We start from the raw sequence: 19,206 nt of genomic DNA, 5'->3' as shown, positions 1-19,206 counted from the left end.
GTGCTGGTGATCGTATGTGTCTGAGCTTTCCTGCGAAAGACAGGAGCCGGGAAGAAAATTATCAGAAAAATGCTGGCGGTACAATGGCTTTTTACAAAAAACCGCTTTTCAGGCCTGAAGCCGCCACCGCTCCTGCGGCTGGATGCGCTGCACAAGCTGTTCGAGCAGTTCCTGAAAGGCTTGCCGGTCCAGCTCGCGGCTGCCGAAGCGGAGCATGTGGGCAGTGGTCATCTGGCAGTCGATAGCCTGAATGCCGCTGCTCCGCGCATGGCTGACCAGCGCGGCCACTGCAACCTTTGAGGCATCGTCGCGCAGAGCGAACATGGATTCGCCGAAGAACATCCGGTCGAGGCAAAGTCCATACAGCCCGCCAACCAGCTCGCCCTCGAAGCGGCATTCCACCGAATGGGCAAAGCCCAGCTCGTGTAGACGGATGTAGGCGGCCTGCATGTCTTGGTTGATCCACGTGCCGCTCTCCTGCCGCACAGCGGCGCAGGCGGCGATAACTTCGGCAAAGGCGGTGTCCGCGCTGACCTGGTAGATGCCGCGCTTGATGGTGCGGGCAAGACTGCGCGGCAGGTGAAACTCCTCTGGGAAGAGCACCAGGCGCGGCGAGAGCGACCACCAGAGGATCGGCTCGTCGCCGGAGTACCACGGGAAGATGCCCTGCTGATAAGCGGCCAGCAGGCGTTGCGGCGAGAGGTCGCCGCCCACGGCCAAGAGACCATCCGGCTCGGCCAGCTCCGGCGGCGGAAAGACCAGCTCTCGGTTCAGGCGGAAGACAGGCATCAGCCGATCAGACAGGTCTTGCGGCGCAGCTCCTCGATCAGCACCGACTCATTCTCCGCATAGTCAATCGGCAGCTCAATCAGATGTACACCGGGCGTGTTCAGGCAGTGGTCGAGGGTCTCCGGTAGCTGATGCTCCGCTGAAATCCGCCAGCCCGACGCGCCGTAGCTCTCGGCATATTTGACAAAATCCGGGTTGCCGAAATCAAGGCCGAACTGCGGCAGGTTCATGCCCGCCTGCTTCCACTTGATCATGCCGAAGCCGTTGTCGCGCAGAATGAGCACGGTCAGATCGAGCTTGAGGCGGATGGCGGTCTCCAGCTCCTGCGAGTTCATCATGAAGCCGCCATCGCCGCAGACGGCAATCACCTTGCGCTGCGGAAAGAGCATCTTTGCGGCTATGGCCACCGGCAGTCCCGCGCCCATCGTCGCCAGCGCGTTGTCGAGCAGCACCGAGCAGGGATCAGCGGATTTGTAATTCCGCGCGAACCAGATCTTGTACATGCCGTTGTCCAAGGAGAGAATGGTCTCCTTGTCGGTCAGCTCTTGCAGCACCTTGGTCAGCTGCTGCGGCGTGTGCGGGAAGGTCGTCGGCAAGGTGCAGCGATAGACATTCTTCTCAATCTCCTTCTTCAGCTTGCTGAAATAGCCGTCTCCTGCCAGCGAGTCCGGCGCGATCAGCCCGGCAAGGCGGCTGACCGAGTCGGCAATATCGCCGATGATCTCATGCTGCGGGAAATAGACCTCGTCAAAGACAGCACTGAAATAATTGAGATGAATGACATGCACTCCGTCCCTGCGCATGAAGAAAGGCGGCTTCTCCACCACATCATGGCCGACGTTGATGATCACATCCGCCCTGCCGATGGCGCAGTGCAGGTAGTCATGATCAGACAGCGCGGCTGTGCCCAAGCAGCGGGGATGGAACTCATCTGCTGTGCCCTTGCCCATCTGGGTGGAAAAGAAATGAATGCCCGTGCGCTCGATGAACTGCTGGATGGCCGCGCCGGTCTGGCGGCGATTGGCCACCGCAGCAATGAGCAGGAGCGGATTCTTCGCCTGGCTGATGATCGCAGCTACATGGCGCAGGGCCTCGTCCGAAGCCAAAGGCACCGGCAGTTCCGTCACCGGGAAGGGCCGGGCCGCTTCTGAGACCGGCTCCGCCGCGATGTCCTCAGGCAGCTCCAAATGCACAGGCCCGGCCTTCTCCTGCACCGCTGTGCGGAAGGCCTCGCGAGTCAAGGCGGCGATGGAATCCGCACTGACAACCTGCCGGGTCAGCTTGGTGATCGGGGCCATCATTGAGACCACATTGATGATCTGAAAGCGGCCTTGCTTTGAAGTCTTGATCGGCTTCTGGCCGGTGATGAAAAGGCAGGGCATACCGCCGAGATAGGCATACGCCGCGCTGGTGACAAAGTTGGTCGCGCCCGGCCCAAGCGTGGCAAGGCAGACTCCCGGTCTGCCGGTCAAGCGGCCATAGGCTGCGGCCATGAAGCCGGCGGCCTGCTCGTGCCGGGTGAGGATCAGCTTGATGCTGGAAGTCCGCAAGGCTTCCAGGAAGGCAAGGTTCTCCTCGCCGGGTATGCCAAAGATATATTCCACGCCCTCGTTTTCGAGGCAGCGCACTAAGAGTTCAGCACCGTTCATTTTTTGAATGCCTGTCATGACCTTGTTGTGAAGCAGGCCGCAAAGAATTTGCCTGGCCGGTTCAGCTAATGTACCGCATTTGCCCGCTCCAGGGGTAGGGAAAAACTCAATTTCATCTGCCGCAGCGGAAGAAATGCTGCCCGGCAGTGTTCATTCGTTTGAAGCGGATATCCGTCTGATCTGCAACGGCAATCGGAAGCAAGAACATCACCAGGCCTGCTCCGTATCCTGAATCTCTGAGTTTGCCATCGCGACGCATATCAAGTCCAAAAATTTTCTCCGTATGGCGCGGCCCAATCATCACATCATCGCCGCCACTTGACAGCAAATGCGATTCACTGTACACGACAAGTTTGCCGTCCTGCTCCTGCACATCACGCCCAAGCAGCAAGGTCTTTTCATAGCTGATGCAGTCATTTTCAATGAGCTGCGCCCTGACCGCATTTCCTCCTGCTGTCAGTTTCACCAAGCGGACTCGTTTGTGGCTGATTTCGTTCAGCCCAAGAACATCTTTAGAAAAATATCCATTCGGCTCGCCAGAGTTGCTGTATGTTCCCGACAGATTCGATAATTTCGCTTGCGGCAGAAAATCAACGTTGTTGTCTGGTGCTGAATTTATTGCACAGGAACTCAGCAGGAAGAGAAAAGGAAACAGCCGCAGGAAGCTCGTGTTCTTGTTTGGTCGCATGGCAAGAATTTTTCTGAAATTTTCATGGCGCTGCTCCGGGCATTAAAAGTACAAAATTCCAGCGCAGTTGTGAAGACATTTCCCTGCTGCGGAAGATTGCACTGCAAATACGCATTGAATCCAGAAGGATGCCGGATGCAACGTCTCCCCTGTTGCCAACAGCCCTGCCCGGCGGGTATAATCGGACGATTTGACGGCCTCGGCTCCGCAGCCGAAACCTTCTCTGTCTGAAACCACCAGCAATGCACCCGAACGAGCAGCGTGTCACCGGCACAAACTACGATTTAGGCAAGGGCGAAATTTTCCGCATTTTCCGCACCCTTCTGTGCAGCAAAATCATTCCCATAGGCAATCTTGGCGGCGGGGCGCGCTTGAAAGGTCTGCTGGTGCTGCTGGTTTCGCATACCTTCGGGGGCATCATTTTTCCTCTGCTTGTCCGGCATGAAGACAAGCTCCATCGTCTGTATCAGCGGCTGAAAAAACGGTGATGCCGAAACGCAGCCTGCTTGCTGTGGCCGCAGCCCTGCTGGTGTTTGCGGCCCTGTTTTTCGTCTGCCGAAATCTGCTGTTCAGCGCTTCGTTTGTTGAGGCGGAACTTGCGCTTGATCACCCTGACCGGCTGCAAGTTTTCTATTCCGGCAGCCGCAGATTCAGCGAACACGATTCAGTTTTTTCGGCCTTGATCCAACCAAGCGGGCAGCCGCAAACCGTGCGCGTCAAGCTCGGTCTTGCGCCGCTGCGCAAACTCCGTCTTGATTTTGGCGAGCGTCCTGGCCTTGTCCGGCTGCATAAAGTGACCGTAGGCGGCGAATTCACCGCAGCCCGGACGCTTCTGCCGGAGGAAATCTTCCGGCTGTTCCGCAGCGCGGCCCCAGACACTGTGCTTCGTCTGCGCCACGATGCCGTGGAGATCACAACCGGCACCGATCCGCAGATCGTTTGTTCCTCACCGCTGCTCCGCCCGCAGCCGCTGCTGCTCTGGGGAATTCCGCTCCTCTTCGCCCTGCTGACCTGCGCCGCTGTGCAGCAGACGGATTTTGCCAGTCTGCCGCCGTTCGCTGATCTGCGCAGCAAACGACCGTCCACCGGCGAGAACATCAACGCCCTTGACGGCTTGCGCGGCCTTGCCCTGCTGCTGGTCATCGCGGATCACACGTGGGGGACTTTCTCCGGCTTGGGCCGCAGCGGCGTGTGGATATTCATGACCCTGAGCGGCTTTCTGATTGCCCGGCCTTTTGTCCAGCAGCCGGAGCGGGCGGTCTCCTTGTCCTTTCTCAGCCATTTTTTCTTCCGTCGGGCCAAGCGCATTCTGCCGGTTTATTACACCTATGTGGTCTTCATTTTTCTGATGAGCTGCCGCTTCAACGAGGCTCTGCTCCATTTTCTTTTCCTCAAAGGAAACGGCCATCTCTGGGTGGTGCCGCAGGAAATGCTTTTTTATCTCCTCACCCCGCCGGTGATGCTGCTTTGCTGGCTCTGCGTGCGGCTCAGGCCGTGGCTGGTTTTGCCAATGCTGACGCTGCTGGTCATCGCTGCAAACCGTTTTTCGGCCACCGCCTTTCTGCGCGGCTGCATGAACGAGACCGTGCCGCTCTTTTTCGGCGTGTTTCTTGGCGGCGTGCTGGCAGCGTGGCTGCATAAATTTTGGCAGGAACAGGTCAGTTTGGCAGCACGGCAAAAAGCGGAACCTTGGGCGGCAGGTGCCGTCATCGCCATCCTGCTGTTCTTTCTCTGCTGCACCGACGAAAACTTCTGGGGCAGCGGCCACAGGATATTCGCTCAGATTTATTTTCCCTGCTTCGCCGCCGCCGCTGCCCTGCTGATTCTGGCCGCGCTGGCCGCAGGCGCAGCTCCGGCAGTCCGCTTTCTGACCTGGACTCCGCTCCGCGCCCTCAGTCTGGTTTCGTTCAGCATCTATATTTTTCATCCGCTGATCATAGAGTTGCTCCATAAGACCGCAGAACTGAGCTGGGGGCAGCATCTCACCGGCCTGCCGCTTTTTCTCGCCACCCTGCTGTGCAGCTATTTTTTCGCCTGCATCACTTATTCTTTGCTGGAACGGCCCTTTCTTCGTTCCGCCTGAGCCACGCCTATGCAGATTGCCCGCTTTTTGCCTGAGTTCCGCGCCGCCCAGCCCTTGCACGGCCTGACCATTGCTGCGTCGCCGGAAGAGCAGGCCGCCGCTGGAAAACCGTGGCTGGCCGTCCTCATCCTGACCATCGTGTTTTCCGCCGCCTATTATTTCCTGCTCTACAACAAGGCCTTAGTTGAGCTGGAGCTGGAAACCGACACCCGCACCGTGCTCAAGCTCTATTGGCCGAACCAGCATGGTCAGTACAGCGAAAAGCTGATGGCGCAGACGACGATCAAGCCCGGCGTGACGAAATATGCTGTCTGGACAACAGACATTTCCCAGCTTGAGCACATGCGGTTTGATCCCAGCGAAAAACCGGCGAATATCACCATCCGGCGGATTGCCTTCCAGCAGCGCGGCTTTCCGCTCTGGCAGCTGCGCAATTCCGTTGATTTTGTCGCCAATCTCCGGCCTGTTGCCGGGGTTGACTCCATGACCATGCTGCCGGAAGGCGGGGTCAAACTGCTGCTCAACAGCAAAGATTCGCAGACTGAGCTGGCCATTCCGCGCATGGAACGGCAGATTGCTTGGCCAGAGGAAATCGGGCATGGCATGGCCGCCTTGCTGCTGGCCCTGCTCTGCATCCAGTCATGCCGCGCACTCTCCCGGCGGCTGGATTTCATCCCGTTGCTCGGCGTGTTCGCGTTTGCCCTGATTGTGGTCATGGCCTCAATCAGCGCGTACAACACCCACCCCGATGAGTACGTGCATATCGCCGCTGCCGAATACCACAAAACGCATCTTCTGCCGCCGAAAGTCGGCGATCCGGCGGCTGCGGGCACGTACAGTCTCTACGGGGTGTCCCGGCTGCATTCCGGTGAAATTTATTATCTGCTGGCCGGAAAATTTCTCCAGATCCTTGATCCCCTGCAATTGCCGACATACACGGCCCAGCGCTGCTTCAATGTGCTGCTTTTTTTCGGCCTGCTTCTTTTCGCCGCAGGCCGGGCGCAGTTCCGCCCTTTTTTCCTGCCGCTGCTGATTTCGCCGCAAATCTGGTATATTTTCAGCTACTGCAACTCAGATGCCTTTGCCGCTGTGATCGGTCTGATTGCCGCATGGCAGCTCGCAGCGGAAAATTCGGCCTTCAACCGCCTGCTGCGGGACGAGCCAGATCAGCGCGGCTGGCTGGCAGCACTCTGTCTCGCCCTGCTCTTCGCCCTGCTGCTGCTGGAAAAAAAGAATTTTTATTTCCTTTACCTGTTCTTTCTCGGCTATTTTTTCTGGCGGCATCTGCTTGCGCCGCCAACGTGGAATAAACGGACGCTGGCCCGTTTCATCACGATCATCCTCTGCGGCGGAATGCTCTTTGCTGCCGTCAAAATCACCGATGCTTGGGTCAACGATTTCAAAAAAGACGAGCTGGTGCTGGCCGCCCGCGAGCAATACGCGGAGCCGATCTATAAGCCCAGCACCCCGATTGAGAAGAAGCATATTTATCTTCAGATGCGGGATAAGGGGCGCACGTTGCGGCAAATGCTGGAGCTGGACCGCTGGGGTGAAAAATCCTTCCGCACCGCTTTCGGCGTGTACGGTTACACCCAGTATTCCGCACCGTTTTCCTATTATGAATATGTGCGGATTGTCGGCCTGTTGCTCCTCCTCACGCTCGTGGTTTCCGTGTGCTGGCGGGGCGGCCTGCCCGGCTTGAGCCTGCTCACCCTCGCCGCAGGCGGAGCTGGCCTGCTGCTGGCTGCGTTGATCTGGCACGCTTGGACTGTGGATTTCCAAGCCCAAGGCCGCTATCTCCTGCCGCTGGTGCCCATGCTGGCCATGCTTTCGTATCACTGCCAGCGGCTGGTGCTCAAGCCGGTCTTTTACGGATTGTTCTTTATTCTTTTCCTGCTGTCAGTGTATAATTTTGTTTTTGTCGGGCTGTATGAAATCGGCAAAGCGGGTCTGTAACCGCTGTCAGCCATTCTTCTCAGGTGAAATCATGCTGTCACAATTTGTCCTTGTTCGGCTGCTTGCCGTGGCCGCTGTTCTGTCCGCCGTCCCTTCATTCGGCGCGGTGCGGAAGGAGCTGGCTTGGTCGCAGTCAGACGGTCTCCGCGACGAAATTTATGCCAGCTCCTTCCGCAATGGCGCATGGAGCGACCCCGTGAAACTCACGGACGACAATGCCAACAAGCTGCATCCTGCGCTGGCTGTCGGCCCGGACGGCAGCCGCTGGGTCTTTTGGTCAGCAGTTGCCCCGGACAGCATTTCCATCGGCTACACTATGGCTGCCAAAGATGGCGCATGGTCGCAGCCGTCAGTGATGGATACCAAAGGCAGCTCGGCCATAACCCCGTCTGCCCTGATTGACAGCAGTGGCACGCTCTGGCTGGTTTGGGCAGGCAATGACGGCGGCCAAGATGAAATTTATTGCCGCCGCTGGGTCGGTTCGGCGTGGCAGGAGCCGGAGTTGGTCAATAAGGCCAACGAGGTGCCGGATATCAAACCAATAATCTCGCAAAATGCGCAAGGACAGATTGAAGTCCGCTGGCAGGGATTCCGCAGCGGCAAATATGTGCCGTTAGTTGCAGTGTATGCCAAAGACCACTGGTCGGCGGAGCAGCAAACTGAAGCAGTGGACAATGCGGCTCAAGTGCAGAAGGAACGGCAGGAACTGCCTGAATTTGTTCCGGCGGCCAGCCAATACTCGCTGAAAACGTTCTGAGATCATGAAAATATACACTGCGGTCTGCGCTGCCCTGCTGTGCTGCGCCGGGACAGCCGCCTCGGTCTCAGCTGACACTGTGGTCTGTTTCGGCGACTCAATCACCGCTGGCTATCAGGCGACCGGCTATCCGGTCTATCTGCAATCCATGCAGAGTTCCTCCACCATCATCAATGAAGGCGTGGGCGGCGAAGACACCTGGCACGGCGTGTCCCGTTTCACCGAGGTGCTGGCGGCGCGGAAACCGAACTATGTGGTGATCATGGAAGGGGCCAATGATGTGGTTGAAGGGCTTTCGCCGTCCAGCACCAGCTACAATTTGGCCAACATGGCCCAGCAGGCGCGGGATGCAGGCGCAGTGCCGATTATGTCCACCATCACGCCCAATTCAAGGCCAGGTTATACACCGGAAAATTACAACCCCGGCATCATTCAGGCCGCAGCCAGCGGCGGCTTCACGCTGGTGGACACCTACAGCCGGGTAGTCAATGACTGGAGCCGGATAAATGTTGACGGCCTGCATCCGACAGATGCCGGTTCACAGATGATTGCCGAAGGATTCTCTCAGGCTCTCTCAAGCGTGCGGAGCAGTCCTGCGGCGAGCAGCAGTTCTGCCAGCGCCACCACAGAGTCCTCGTCCTCCTCAAGCACGACGACACCAAGCGCCAGCACCACCACGACCACAACAGCATCGTCCAGCGGCGGCGGGAGCAAAAGTGGCTGTTTTATCGCCACCGCCGCTTACGGCTCTGCGCTCCAGCCGCAGGTAATCCTCCTCAAAAAGTTTCGCGACCTGCGTTTGCTGACCAATGCGCCCGGACAGGCTTTTGTTGAATTTTATTACAAACATTCTCCGCCAATTGCGGCGTTCATCACCCGGCACGAGCCTGCCCGGCTGGCGGTGCGGCTCGCGCTGCTGCCGCTGCTCGCCGCTGCATGGCTTTTGGTTGAAGCTGCTCTGTGGCAGCAGGCTGTGCTGGCCGCCGCAGGATTGCTGCTGACGATTGCGGTCTGGCAGCGGAACAAGGCTCGTCATCGGCTCATCTGAGCCAAGGAGACGCTATGGGACTTTTTGACACATTGCAGCTGAACGGCAATCCCACCGCAGTGGATTGGGAGATGACCCCGGAATACACCTTCGGCACTTTTGAAAGCTGGGGTGGAAAAGAGCGGATCCGCAGCAGCAAGGAGCGGATTTACTACTTTTTTATTGATGCTTGGGGCAAAGAGCCGAAGCTCTGTCTGATGGAGCGCGGCATCAAATATGCCCGTGTGGTGGCGGAGATTCTTGCGCCGCCGGAGCTGCTGCGCCGCTGTGTCGAACGGCAGGGCAGGACAGCCTATTTCGAGCGTACCTTGGCCATTGACGAAGAGCTGAAGCAGTGGCTGATCGCCAACGTGATGAGCAGCGAGGACAATTCCAAGGTGCTGCCGGTGGCCAGCGAGGATCGCAGCGACCGGCTGGGGCCTGCGGGCCTGCCCGGAATGAATGCGCCCCTGCCTGCCGGACTGAAGCCTGTCGCGCTGCCAGACAGCTCGGCGGAGCTGACTGAAGACGAGGCGGACGCGATGATCCGCCAGTTGAACCTGCTTGATCACGAGCGCAACCCGGCGGGCCAGCACCGCGCCTATTTGGTGGACAATGGCGATGGGCTGACTGTGACCGACAAAGTTTCTGGGCTGATCTGGCAGCGCGGCGGTATAGACATCATGAGCAACCGGATGCTGCGCAAGGCGATTGAGGAGCTGAACCGCGAAGGTTTTGCCGGGCAGCAGGATTGGCGGCTGCCGACCTTGGCCGAGGCGCTTTCGCTGATGCAGCCAGAGCTGAATGCCAAGATGCAATATCTCCATCCGGCCTTTTCCTCGGATCAACCCTTTATTTTTGTGGATGCCGTGCGGAAGCCCGGCGGGCAGTGGTTCGTTGACTTCAAGCAGGGACGGGCGTATTGGGCATCAGCGACCATCCCCGGCGGCTTTGGCCGTCTGTGCCGCAAGGCGTGAACGGGAGAGTTACGCAGTTGAAAAATGAAATTTAACTATTACAAATAGTTATTTTCAGTGTGCAAATCGCCAGTTGAACGAAATCAACGAATTATAAATTCAACCGCGTAATGCCTGTAGTGTTGCAACGTTCTGTTGTGTCATCCCGGCGACAGATAGTTGAAGCCATTTGTTTTTTTAATAAAGATTGAGGTATCTCAATAGAGAATGTAAAAAATATGCTATTTGAGCATAAATCAAGAATTACCTATATAGCAGCTACGCGCAAATCGGCCATCGGCCCGAATGCGCATCATATATGTAACATATTAAATTTAAACGTTTAAAACGTTCAACAAAAGAGGCTTTTCGGTATCCGTTCGACCCGTAACTGCTATATGGTGGCAACAAAATGAATCCAATAAAAAGAATTACATTTGTAATACCTTGCTATAACGAATTCAAGGTTATAAACGAACTATATAGAAGGATTAAAAAAATCACTGAAGAGTTGTGTGATTATGAGTTCGAGCTGATATTTATTAATGATGGCAGCTCAGATGGAACGACAGAGTTGCTCAATTTGCTCGCAGAACAGGACAGTTCAGTTAAAGTACTGCATTTTGCAAAAAATTTCGGGCATCAAATTGCTATAACCGCAGGAATAGATTACGCATCAGGAGATGTAATTGTAACTATAGATGCAGATTTACAAGATCCTCCTGAACTTGTAAAAGATATGCTTTTGAAAATTCAAGAGGGATATCAGGTTGTACATGCTCAACGAAGAAGTCGTCTTGGTGAAACCAAATTTAAATTAATTACCGCATGGTTGTTTTATCAAATTATGCATAAATTCTTAGCGAAGGATTTAGTTAAGAATTGTGGAGATTTTCGTGCATTTACGCGTTCTGTAGCAAAAGCTGCACAAAGCTTTCGTGAGCCGCATCGTTTTATGCGAGGAATATTTGCTGTTATAGGGTTTCGGCAATGCGTTATTCAGTATGACCGTGATGCGCGTTATGCTGGAAAAACTAAATATTCTTTGAATAGCATGATCAGATTAGCAAGTAATGCTATTTTAAGCTTCTCATCCGCTCCTATAAAAGCAATTAATTGGTTATCATTCACGTTATGGGGTATTAGTTTCTTTTATTTAATAAAATCCCTAATCAATCATTTTGTTTTTCATGAAACAGTCCAAGGTTGGACTTCTATTGTTATCTTGTTATTTTTCTTCTCTGGCTTAAATATTTTCATTCTTAGTGTCATAGGTTCTTATATAGGGAGAATATTTGAACAAGGAAAAAGGAGACCATTATATTGGCTTTATAGTATGAAAAATGTAAATGTTGAAGATATAAAAGAGAGTCATATAGATGTAGATGAAATGAAAGTATCTAATAATATTATTAGATACTAGTTTTATTTCTTCCAAAAAAGGAAGAATGGTATGAACAGACAAGACAATAACAGGACGGTCATTGTTGATCTATACATTGTATATTTTCACGAAATTTTTTCAAGATTATTTTCTTGAAAAAGAAAGTTCTGTTTAATTTTTTTTAAAAAAATAACTATCCACACACCACTTTCAACATTTGCAGCAATGTTAAGTTTTACTGTTTTTAGAAATTATAATTGGGCACCATATGCATTTAATGGTTTTTTAATTTAATTATTATTAACACCAGCTTTTATTATAAGCAGCATAGCTGATGCTAAAAAATCGAAAAGAAAAAATCGCTAAAAAACAGACAGCCGCTTTAGCCAAAAAAATTAACATTTTCCCTGCGATGACCTCACAGCCGAAAAGAACTCCTGCTTCTTTTTTTTCAAAAAAATCATCTGAATCGTCTGAGGAGGCAGAGGGCGACGGCCTGCTTTGGGGCATCAACACTGTGGCGGAGGCGTTGCGCAGCAATCCTCGCAGCCTGAGCGAAATTCTGCTTGAAAAGGGCAAGGCCGGAGCGCGGCTGCAAGAGCTTATTGATGCAGCCCGTGCCGCTGAAGTCCGAATCCGCTTTGTTGAGGCGGACAAGCTGCATCTGCCGCCCGGCTGCAAGCACCAAGGAGTCGTGGCTCGGCAGACCGAAGCCCAGTTGCTGCCGCTGGCCGAGCTGCTGGCGGCAGAGCCAGCCCGCATCCTCCTGCTCGACTCCATTCAAGATCCGCGTAATCTTGGTTCCATTCTCCGTTCTGCGCTGGCGGCTGGCTTCAGCTCCATTGTGCTCACCAGTGAACGCAGCGCACCGCTGACCGGCACAGTCGCCCGCACCTCTGCCGGTGCAGTCGCGCATCTACGTATCAGCCGGGTAGTCAACCTCGCCGATGCCCTCCGGCAGCTTAAAGAACAGGGCTTCTGGATTTACGGAGCAGTGGCCGAAGCGCAGGCGCAGTCCGTCTATCAAACCGACTTCAGCGGCAAAATCGGCATAGTCATTGGCAGCGAGGGCAAGGGCATCCGTCCGCTGGTGAAAAAGCACTGCGATCATCTTGTCACCATCCCCATGCCGGGCGGATTCAACTCGCTCAACGCCTCCGTGGCGGCGGCATTAGTCATGTTTGAGGCGGTGCGGCAGAATCTGAGCGCAGCCCAAGCCGCCGTTTAAAAAAAATCTGTCCGCCGCCGCCAAGCGGGCAGAAATGCTCCTTCCTTGGGGCACGCCTCTTGTTTTCTTTCCCCTGTCATGAAAAAGCTCATCCTGCTCCTTGTCCTGCTGCTGGCCGGAGGTTCAGGGGCTGTGCTGTATTTCCGCCACGTCGCACCGATGTCCGGGAGCGAGTATTACGCCGACTATCTGCCTGCCGACACATTGGCTGCCGTCACTTTGCTTGATCTGCAAGGCATGACTGCTGCGTTCCCGGAGTCCGCCCTTGGCAGCTTCTTTGCTAAACCAACGGTCAGGGAGATTCTGGCGGAACAGGGGGCATCGGAAGATGCCATAATTAAGTATGAGGAATTTGCTGACGGAGCCGCTGATCTGCTGACCAACCCGGCCATTGAGCAGCTCTTTGGCGATGACATAACTTTCGCGCTCCTCGCCCCGGACATCGCTCGCCTGAACACTGCGCCGGAAGCGGAGCTGAAACGAATGCTGCTCGCCTTCGGCTCTTCGGCGGCGGCGGAGTCTGCCGCCATGCTGGCCCGTCTCACTTTAAGCGGTTTCAGCACGGAGACCGTCAACGGCTTGGAGCTGACCCGCATTCGACTGGATAATAACGAATATCTCTACGGTCATGCTCAAGACGGCGTGATCATTCTTTCGTACAGCCCAGACACCATTACGACCGCGCTCCGGCAGAAAGCGGCGGGCGGCGGACTGAATGCTCTGCCTGCATTTCAGGCGGCAAAAAAATTCTGGACTGAACGTGCCGCCGCGGCGAGCTGTTATGTAAAATTTTACACCAATCCTGAGAAAATCAGCAAGGTTGCTGCTGCCAGCCGTCAGCCTGAATTCGGCACGGCAGCGGCGTTGTTGCGCGGCGTTCAGATCTGGAGCGGCGTAGCAGCAGTTGCGCAAGGCGATGTGCAGATTATTAGCCGGGCAAGCTATGATCTGACTGGTCGCGGCCAGAGACAGCCGCCGCGCCAGAACAACATGGCACTGCATTTGCTGAACGAGAAAACTTTGCTGTATGGCTGGGTTGCTGATCTGAACAACGAGTTGTTCGCCGCTGCCGGGCCGAAGCAATATCAAATGATGGACGCGGCAGTGCAGGAGCAGCTTGGTCTTTCCTTGCAAGAATTGCTGGCAGCACTTGGGCCGCAGGCTGGACTGACGATGGGCGAAGTGACCAGCATTGGTCTTTTTCCCTTGCCCAGATTGAACCTTTTCGCTCAAATCCGCGAGCCTGAGTCTGCGCGCCGACTGGCGGCCCGTCTGCGGCAAAAAATGGCCGAGCGCGGTTTTTCTGAAAAAACCAAGGAAGCAGGCGGAAATTCCATCACATATTGGCCGCTGCTTCCCCCAGAGGCCGCTCATCCTGCCCTTGCTCTGACCGATCAAATGCTGTATTTTGCCAACGGTGAGGCTGCACTGCAAAGCGTCATGACCGAAGAGGGCAGGGGACTGCCGCAGTTTTGGCGCGAGCTGTTCGGCCCGGAACTGGCAGCTCAATTCAGCGCGGCCAATTCCTTGGCCTTGGTCGTCCGTCCTGCTTTGCTGGCTGCGGCGGCGCAGAAAACAACGAACTGGGCGGCAACGGTTTTACCTCCAACCGGCCTGCTGGCGGCGGAAAAGTTGCGGGCGGCAGTGCTCAACTTGCTGCGTTCACTCAATTTTACCGCAGTCTGGAGCCGTGTCGAAGCAGATCATGCAGATTGGGTTCTGGTTTTGCGGCGGAACGCGGTATAATACACCTGATAGGAATATTTCTCAGAGGCAGCCTGCTGCCGCTTGACAGACCTTCCTCCTGCCGATATTACATCCAATGGAGGAGCTTACAACGCATCTTGTCGGACGGAGATCATGACAGCATCCAAATATCGTTATCACATTCTTTTCCTCAATGTGCTGGCGGCCTGCATTCTCGCGATTCAGGTTCCTCCTGCGGCGGCAGTGTCAGTTCTCAAAGGCGGCAAAAAGCATCCGCAGGCAGCAGTGCAAAAAAAACAGCCTGCCGCTTCCTTCAAAGCGGTGCAGAAACAAGCCGGGGTGCAGCAAAAACGGCAGCAGCGGCGGACGGTCAGAAAAAGCAATGCCGGGCGGATGTGCAGAACGGCTCCGGTCGCCCGCAGCTTCCGAGACAGCATCAGAGCCGCGATCAGCCAAGCTGAGGCGCGTTTCGCCGCTCCTGCCGATGATTCTGGCCTGCCAATCACCTCCAAAAGCGTGATGATTCTTGATGCCCGCACTGGTGAGCCAATTTTCAGCAAAGAAGCCGACAATCCCCGTCAGCCTGCGTCAACCATCAAAGTGCTGACCGGGCTGATCGCCCTGAAGCGGTTGGAAGAAAATGAACAAGTTCGGGTCAGCTCTCATGCCGAATCCATGCCCCGCTCCAAGGTGTATCTGAATTCCGGCCAGCAGTACAAAGCGGACGATCTGATCAACGCCGTGCTGCTGGAATCAGCCAATGATGCCAGCGTTGCATTGGCTGAAAAAATCGCGGGCAGCGAATCCTCATTCGCCAATTTGATGACCCTGCACGCCCGGCTCTGGGGCGCGGAGAACACTATCTGCCGCACCGCATCTGGACTGACCGCCGACGGCCAGCAGACCACCGCCCGCGATCTGGCCCAAATTTTCCGCCACGCCATGCAGGACCGCAATTTTGCTGAACGGATGCGGATGGTCAAAACCATCACATCATATGGCAAGCTTCTGAAAAATCACAACAAGGCTCTTTGGCAGATGGACGGGGCGATGGGCGGCAAAACCGGCTACACCAGCACAGCGCGGCAGACCTATGTCGGTCAGTTCCGGCGCGGCGAAGATGTTTTGGTGGTCGCCATCATGGGCAGCTCCACGATGTGGAACGACATCCGGCGGCTGGTTGACTACGGCTTTCAGAAGAAGGAGCAGCTCCGGCTGGCCCAGCTTGGCAAAAGCGGCGGCGCGGCAGTCAGGTAGAGAAAAAAGGTCAAATCAATTGGGTTACGGGGCAGACGACTGCATGTCTGCCCTTTGTTTTTTTGCCGCACAAGCGGGATGGGGCCGCTGTCCTGCCTGCTGGCAGGTTTTCCCTTGCATCTTCCATTGTTCCGGGTAAACTCTTGCTGTCGTGCCGGAATGGCCAGCGCAGGCCGGAACAGCAGGCTTGAACCGTCGAACAACAAGATATCTCCGCGAGAAAAAAATGGATTACCGGGACACCCTGAACCTGCCCAAGACCGGGTTCAATATGAAGGCCAGCCTGACTCAGAAGGAGCCGCAGTATCTGGAACGCTGGGACAAGGAGAAGCTGTACGAGAAGCTCCAGCAGGCTGCGGCGGACCGTCCCTTGTTCATTCTGCATGATGGCCCGCCCTACGCCAACGGCAACATCCATCTTGGCACGGCCTTCAACAAGGTGCTCAAGGACATCATCCTCAAATCGCGGCGGATGGCCGGGTTCAACGCGCCCTATGTGCCGGGCTGGGACTGCCACGGCCTGCCGATTGAGCACAACGTGGACAAGGAGCTGGGCGAGCGCAAGGAGGTGATCTCCACACTGGAGAAGCGCGGGGCCTGCCGCAAATACGCCGAGCAGTGGATCGCCGCTCAGAAGGCGCAGTTCCGGCGGCTGGGCGTGCTTGGCGACTGGGACAATCCCTATCTGACCATGAGCTACGGCTACGAGGCCGCGATTGCCCGCGAATTCAACCGCTTCCTGCTCAACGGCGGCATAATTCGCTCGAAGAAGCCGGTTTATTGGTGCTCGACCTGCCGCACCGCGCTGGCGGAAGCGGAGGTCGAGTATTACAACCACAGCTCGCCGTCCATTTACGTCAAATTTCCATTTGCGGACGACCTGAGCGAGATCATTCCTGAGCTGGCTGGGCAGGAGGGCAAAATCTCTGTCCTGATCTGGACGACCACACCGTGGACGCTGCCCGCCAACATGGCCGTGGCCTTCCACCCGGATTTTGTTTATGCGGCGGTGGCGGTGCGCGATGAAATCTGGATCCTCGCCAAAGACTTGGTGGAGAAATGCTTCACCGAATTCGGCATTGCTGACTACAGCGTGCTCTGCACCTTCTCCGCCAAAGGCTTGGAGGGCAAAAAATGCCGCCATCCTTTCTTCGAGCGCGATTCGCTGATCGTTCTGGCCGATTACGTCACTGCTGATTCCGGCACTGGCTGCGTCCACACTGCGCCTGGCCACGGCACCGACGACTACCTCACCGGCCTGCGTTATGGCTTGGAGGTGCTCTCGCCCCTAGATGATGCAGGTCAGTACACGGCCGAGGCCGGGAAATACGCAGGCCGCCGCATCCCGATGGTTAACCGGGAGATCAATGACGACATGGCCGCCGCCGGGGTTTTGGTCAAAGAGAGCGAAATTGACCATTCCTACCCGCACTGCTGGCGCTGCAAGAAGCCGGTCATCTACCGGGCCACCAAGCAGTGGTTCATCTCGATGGAACAGAACGGACTGCGCGAGAAGGCGTTAGCGGCGATCAAAGCGGTGCAATGGACACCGGCCTGGGGCGAGCAGCGCATTCAGGGTATGGTGGAAGGACGGCCTGACTGGTGCCTGTCACGCCAGCGTTCTTGGGGTGTGCCGCTGACCGTGCTCACCTGCGCCAGCTGCGGCGAGATTCTGAAAAACGCCGAGGTCTGCGCCAAAATTGAGGAGCTGTTCGAGCAGGAAGGCGCGGATGCCTGGTTCCAGCACGAGGCGGCGGATTTTGTCCCTGCCGGGGTGCAGTGCGCCTGCGGCTGCGCCAAGTTCGAGAAAGAGCACGACATTCTCGATGTCTGGTTCGATTCCGGCGTGAGCCACGCGGCGGTTCTGGAGGCGCGGGCGGAACTGCGCTCGCCTGCGGATTTGTACCTCGAAGGCAGCGACCAGCATCGCGGCTGGTTCCAGTCCTCGCTGCTGACTTCGGTCGGCACCCGTGAGCGTGCGCCGTTCAAGGGCGTGCTGACCCACGGCTTTGTTGTGGACGGCAAGGGCAAGAAGATGTCCAAGTCGCTGGGCAATGTCATTCTGCCGCAGGAGATGATTGATAAATTCGGAGCGGAGATACTCCGCCTCTGGGTGGCCTGCGAGGATTATCGCGATGATGTCAAAGTTTCTGAGGAAATCCTCCGCCATGTCGCTGATGCCTACCGCAAGATTCGCAACACCGTCCGCTTTCTCCTCTCCAACCTCAGCGATTTCGATCCGGCCAAGGACAGCGTCGGGCCGGAGCAGCTGCGCGAGCTGGACCGCTGGGCCTTGGCCCGCTACGCCGAACTGGTGCGCCGGACGGAAAAGGCGTATGAGAGCTACGAATTCCATTCCATCTACCACAACCTGATCAACTTCTGCGGCATCACCATTTCCAGCCTCTACGCGGACATCCTCAAAGACCGGCTCTACTGCTCCGGCACGAACGCGCCGGGCCGCCGAGCAGCGCAGACCGTGCTGCACCGGATTTTGGACGGCCTGCTCCGCCTGATGGCCCCGATACTCAGCGTCACCGCCGCCGAGGCGTGGGAACATCTGCACGGCTTGGACGAGAACTCACCGATTGAAGACTCGGTCTTTTTTGCTGATTTCCCCAAGGCGGACGACATCGCTCCTGATGCCGATTTAGATGCCCGCTGGAGCCGTCTGCTCAATTTGCGCGGCGAAATCACCAAGGTGCTGGAGGCCGCCCGCCGCGACAAAACAATCGGTCTGTCTTTGGATGCTGAAGTGCTGCTCTGCGCGGAAGGCGAGCTGGCCGCATTCCTTGTCGGCAAAGAGGAGCTGCTGCGCGAGCTGTGCATCGTCTCCAGCCTGAAGATAAGCGGGGAGGCAGGAGCCACCTTCGTTGCTTCAGAAGAAATCACCGGGCTGAAGATCGCGGTGCGGCCCGCGCCGGGCGGCAAATGTGAACGCTGCTGGATGATTTCCCCCAGCGTCGGCCAGGACAGCGAGCATCCGGCCCTGTGCAGCCGCTGCGCCGCCGTTGTCCCCAATATGGCAGGCTGATCATGCTTCGTTTTCTACTTATCATGGGGCTGATCATCGTCAGCGATCAGCTCACAAAAATGTGGGTGCTGGACAGCTTCACCTCGCATAACTTGCCGGTCATCCCTGGCTTTTTCAATCTTGTGCTGGTGCGCAACACCGGCGCGGCCTTCGGAATGCTCTCGAATCTGCCTCCGTTCTGGCGGCAGCTTTTTTTCATCAGCATCGCCGTGACCGCGCTGATCGTGATGGTGTTCATGCAGCGCAGGATGGGCCAAGAAAATCCACTGTATGCGGTCAGTTTTGGCCTGATCAGCGGCGGCGCAATCGGCAACGTGATTGACCGGCTGCGCTGGGGTTCTGTGGTGGATTTTCTTGATTTTCATATCGGCAGCTGGCATTGGCCCGCGTTCAATGTCGCCGATTCCGGCATCACGGTTGGCGTGGGATTATTTCTCTTGACCCAGTTTTGGCAAGAACGCGACAACAAGCCGGAACCATGAAAAAATGGGCCGCGCTGCTGGCAGCAGGCACAGGATGTCTGCTCGCTGGCTGCACCTCATTCATGCCTTATGATGAGCAGCAGCCGGAAGAATATCAACGCTACTGGCGCGATCAGGGCAATATCAAGCGCAGCATCCTCTATTCCTTCACTGATGAAGCCAAAAAAGAGCGGGAAGATCGTCGCGGCGGAGAAAAACCTGCGCCCTGA

General features: G+C 56.1%; 17 protein-coding genes. 14 read left to right on the top strand and 3 right to left on the bottom strand.

The features are described 5' to 3' along the window. Nucleotides 1-108 precede the first annotated feature (108 nt). The 3 genes from aat to ACNKH6_RS00185 all read right to left on the bottom strand — a co-directional run bounded on the left by aat (nucleotide 109) and on the right by ACNKH6_RS00185 (nucleotide 2,829). Complete coding sequence (gene aat / locus ACNKH6_RS00195) at nucleotides 109-789, bottom strand: leucyl/phenylalanyl-tRNA--protein transferase (RefSeq protein ID WP_417913525.1); 681 nt, start codon at nucleotides 787-789, stop codon at nucleotides 109-111. Then, nucleotides 789-2,438: an acetolactate synthase large subunit gene (locus ACNKH6_RS00190; protein WP_417913524.1), complete on the bottom strand. Its 1,650-nt coding sequence runs from the start codon at nucleotides 2,436-2,438 to the stop codon at nucleotides 789-791. Before ACNKH6_RS00190 ends, aat begins: the two co-directional genes overlap by 1 nt. Nucleotides 2,439-2,550: 112 nt before the next feature. Beyond that, nucleotides 2,551-2,829, bottom strand: a complete 279-nt coding sequence (locus ACNKH6_RS00185; protein ID WP_417913523.1) for a hypothetical protein — start codon at nucleotides 2,827-2,829, stop codon at nucleotides 2,551-2,553. A 31-nt stretch (nucleotides 2,830-2,860) separates the two neighbouring features. Here ACNKH6_RS00185 and ACNKH6_RS00180 point away from each other — a divergent pair, with 31 nt between their 5' ends. From ACNKH6_RS00180 to ACNKH6_RS00115, 14 genes are all read left to right on the top strand, one after another. Beyond that, nucleotides 2,861-3,172: a hypothetical protein gene (locus ACNKH6_RS00180; RefSeq protein WP_417913522.1), complete on the top strand. Its 312-nt coding sequence runs from the start codon at nucleotides 2,861-2,863 to the stop codon at nucleotides 3,170-3,172. Nucleotides 3,173-3,368: 196 nt separating this feature from the next. Beyond that, nucleotides 3,369-3,614, top strand: a complete 246-nt coding sequence (locus ACNKH6_RS00175) for a hypothetical protein (RefSeq protein WP_417913521.1) — start codon at nucleotides 3,369-3,371, stop codon at nucleotides 3,612-3,614. After that, nucleotides 3,614-5,209: an acyltransferase family protein gene (locus ACNKH6_RS00170; protein WP_417913520.1), complete on the top strand. Its 1,596-nt coding sequence runs from the start codon at nucleotides 3,614-3,616 to the stop codon at nucleotides 5,207-5,209. Before ACNKH6_RS00175 ends, ACNKH6_RS00170 begins: the two co-directional genes overlap by 1 nt. A gap of 9 nt (nucleotides 5,210-5,218) precedes the next feature. Continuing rightward, the gene (locus ACNKH6_RS00165) at nucleotides 5,219-7,165 is read left to right on the top strand and encodes a hypothetical protein (RefSeq protein ID WP_417913519.1); all 1,947 of its coding nucleotides are present in this window, start codon (nucleotides 5,219-5,221) and stop codon (nucleotides 7,163-7,165) included. 31 nt (nucleotides 7,166-7,196) lie between these two features. Continuing rightward, nucleotides 7,197-7,922: a TolB family protein gene (locus tag ACNKH6_RS00160; RefSeq protein ID WP_417913518.1), complete on the top strand. Its 726-nt coding sequence runs from the start codon at nucleotides 7,197-7,199 to the stop codon at nucleotides 7,920-7,922. Nucleotides 7,923-7,926: 4 nt separating this feature from the next. Next, nucleotides 7,927-8,970: an SGNH/GDSL hydrolase family protein gene (locus tag ACNKH6_RS00155; protein WP_417913517.1), complete on the top strand. Its 1,044-nt coding sequence runs from the start codon at nucleotides 7,927-7,929 to the stop codon at nucleotides 8,968-8,970. A 14-nt stretch (nucleotides 8,971-8,984) separates the two neighbouring features. Beyond that, nucleotides 8,985-9,926 carry a DVU0772 family protein gene (locus ACNKH6_RS00150; protein ID WP_417913516.1) on the top strand — a complete coding sequence of 314 codons (942 nt, stop codon included), beginning with the start codon at nucleotides 8,985-8,987 and terminating at the stop codon, nucleotides 9,924-9,926. A gap of 391 nt (nucleotides 9,927-10,317) precedes the next feature. Next, nucleotides 10,318-11,328 (top strand): glycosyltransferase family 2 protein, encoded by a 1,011-nt coding sequence (locus ACNKH6_RS00145; RefSeq protein ID WP_417913515.1) that lies wholly within the window; start codon nucleotides 10,318-10,320, stop codon nucleotides 11,326-11,328. Between the two features lie 295 nt (nucleotides 11,329-11,623). Next, complete coding sequence (gene rlmB, locus ACNKH6_RS00140; protein ID WP_417913514.1) at nucleotides 11,624-12,517, top strand: 23S rRNA (guanosine(2251)-2'-O)-methyltransferase RlmB; 894 nt, start codon at nucleotides 11,624-11,626, stop codon at nucleotides 12,515-12,517. Between the two features lie 78 nt (nucleotides 12,518-12,595). Next, on the top strand, nucleotides 12,596-14,263 hold the full coding sequence (locus ACNKH6_RS00135) for a DUF3352 domain-containing protein (protein ID WP_417913513.1): 1,668 nt from the start codon (nucleotides 12,596-12,598) through the stop codon (nucleotides 14,261-14,263). 114 nt (nucleotides 14,264-14,377) lie between these two features. After that, nucleotides 14,378-15,481: a D-alanyl-D-alanine carboxypeptidase family protein gene (locus ACNKH6_RS00130; protein ID WP_417913512.1), complete on the top strand. Its 1,104-nt coding sequence runs from the start codon at nucleotides 14,378-14,380 to the stop codon at nucleotides 15,479-15,481. Between the two features lie 226 nt (nucleotides 15,482-15,707). Further along, on the top strand, nucleotides 15,708-18,515 hold the full coding sequence (gene ileS / locus ACNKH6_RS00125; protein WP_417913511.1) for an isoleucine--tRNA ligase: 2,808 nt from the start codon (nucleotides 15,708-15,710) through the stop codon (nucleotides 18,513-18,515). A gap of 2 nt (nucleotides 18,516-18,517) precedes the next feature. Continuing rightward, entirely contained in the window at nucleotides 18,518-18,997 is a 480-nt protein-coding gene (gene lspA / locus ACNKH6_RS00120) for a signal peptidase II (protein WP_417913510.1), read from the top strand. Beyond that, nucleotides 18,994-19,206 (top strand): hypothetical protein, encoded by a 213-nt coding sequence (locus ACNKH6_RS00115; protein ID WP_417913509.1) that lies wholly within the window; start codon nucleotides 18,994-18,996, stop codon nucleotides 19,204-19,206. Before lspA ends, ACNKH6_RS00115 begins: the two co-directional genes overlap by 4 nt.

The organism is Candidatus Electronema sp. JM (assembly GCF_048287415.1).
In the GTDB taxonomy this organism is placed as follows: Bacteria; Desulfobacterota; Desulfobulbia; order Desulfobulbales; family Desulfobulbaceae; genus Electronema.
Note: the sequence above shows the minus strand (reverse complement) of the source record. Positions and strands in the feature narration are given on the sequence as shown.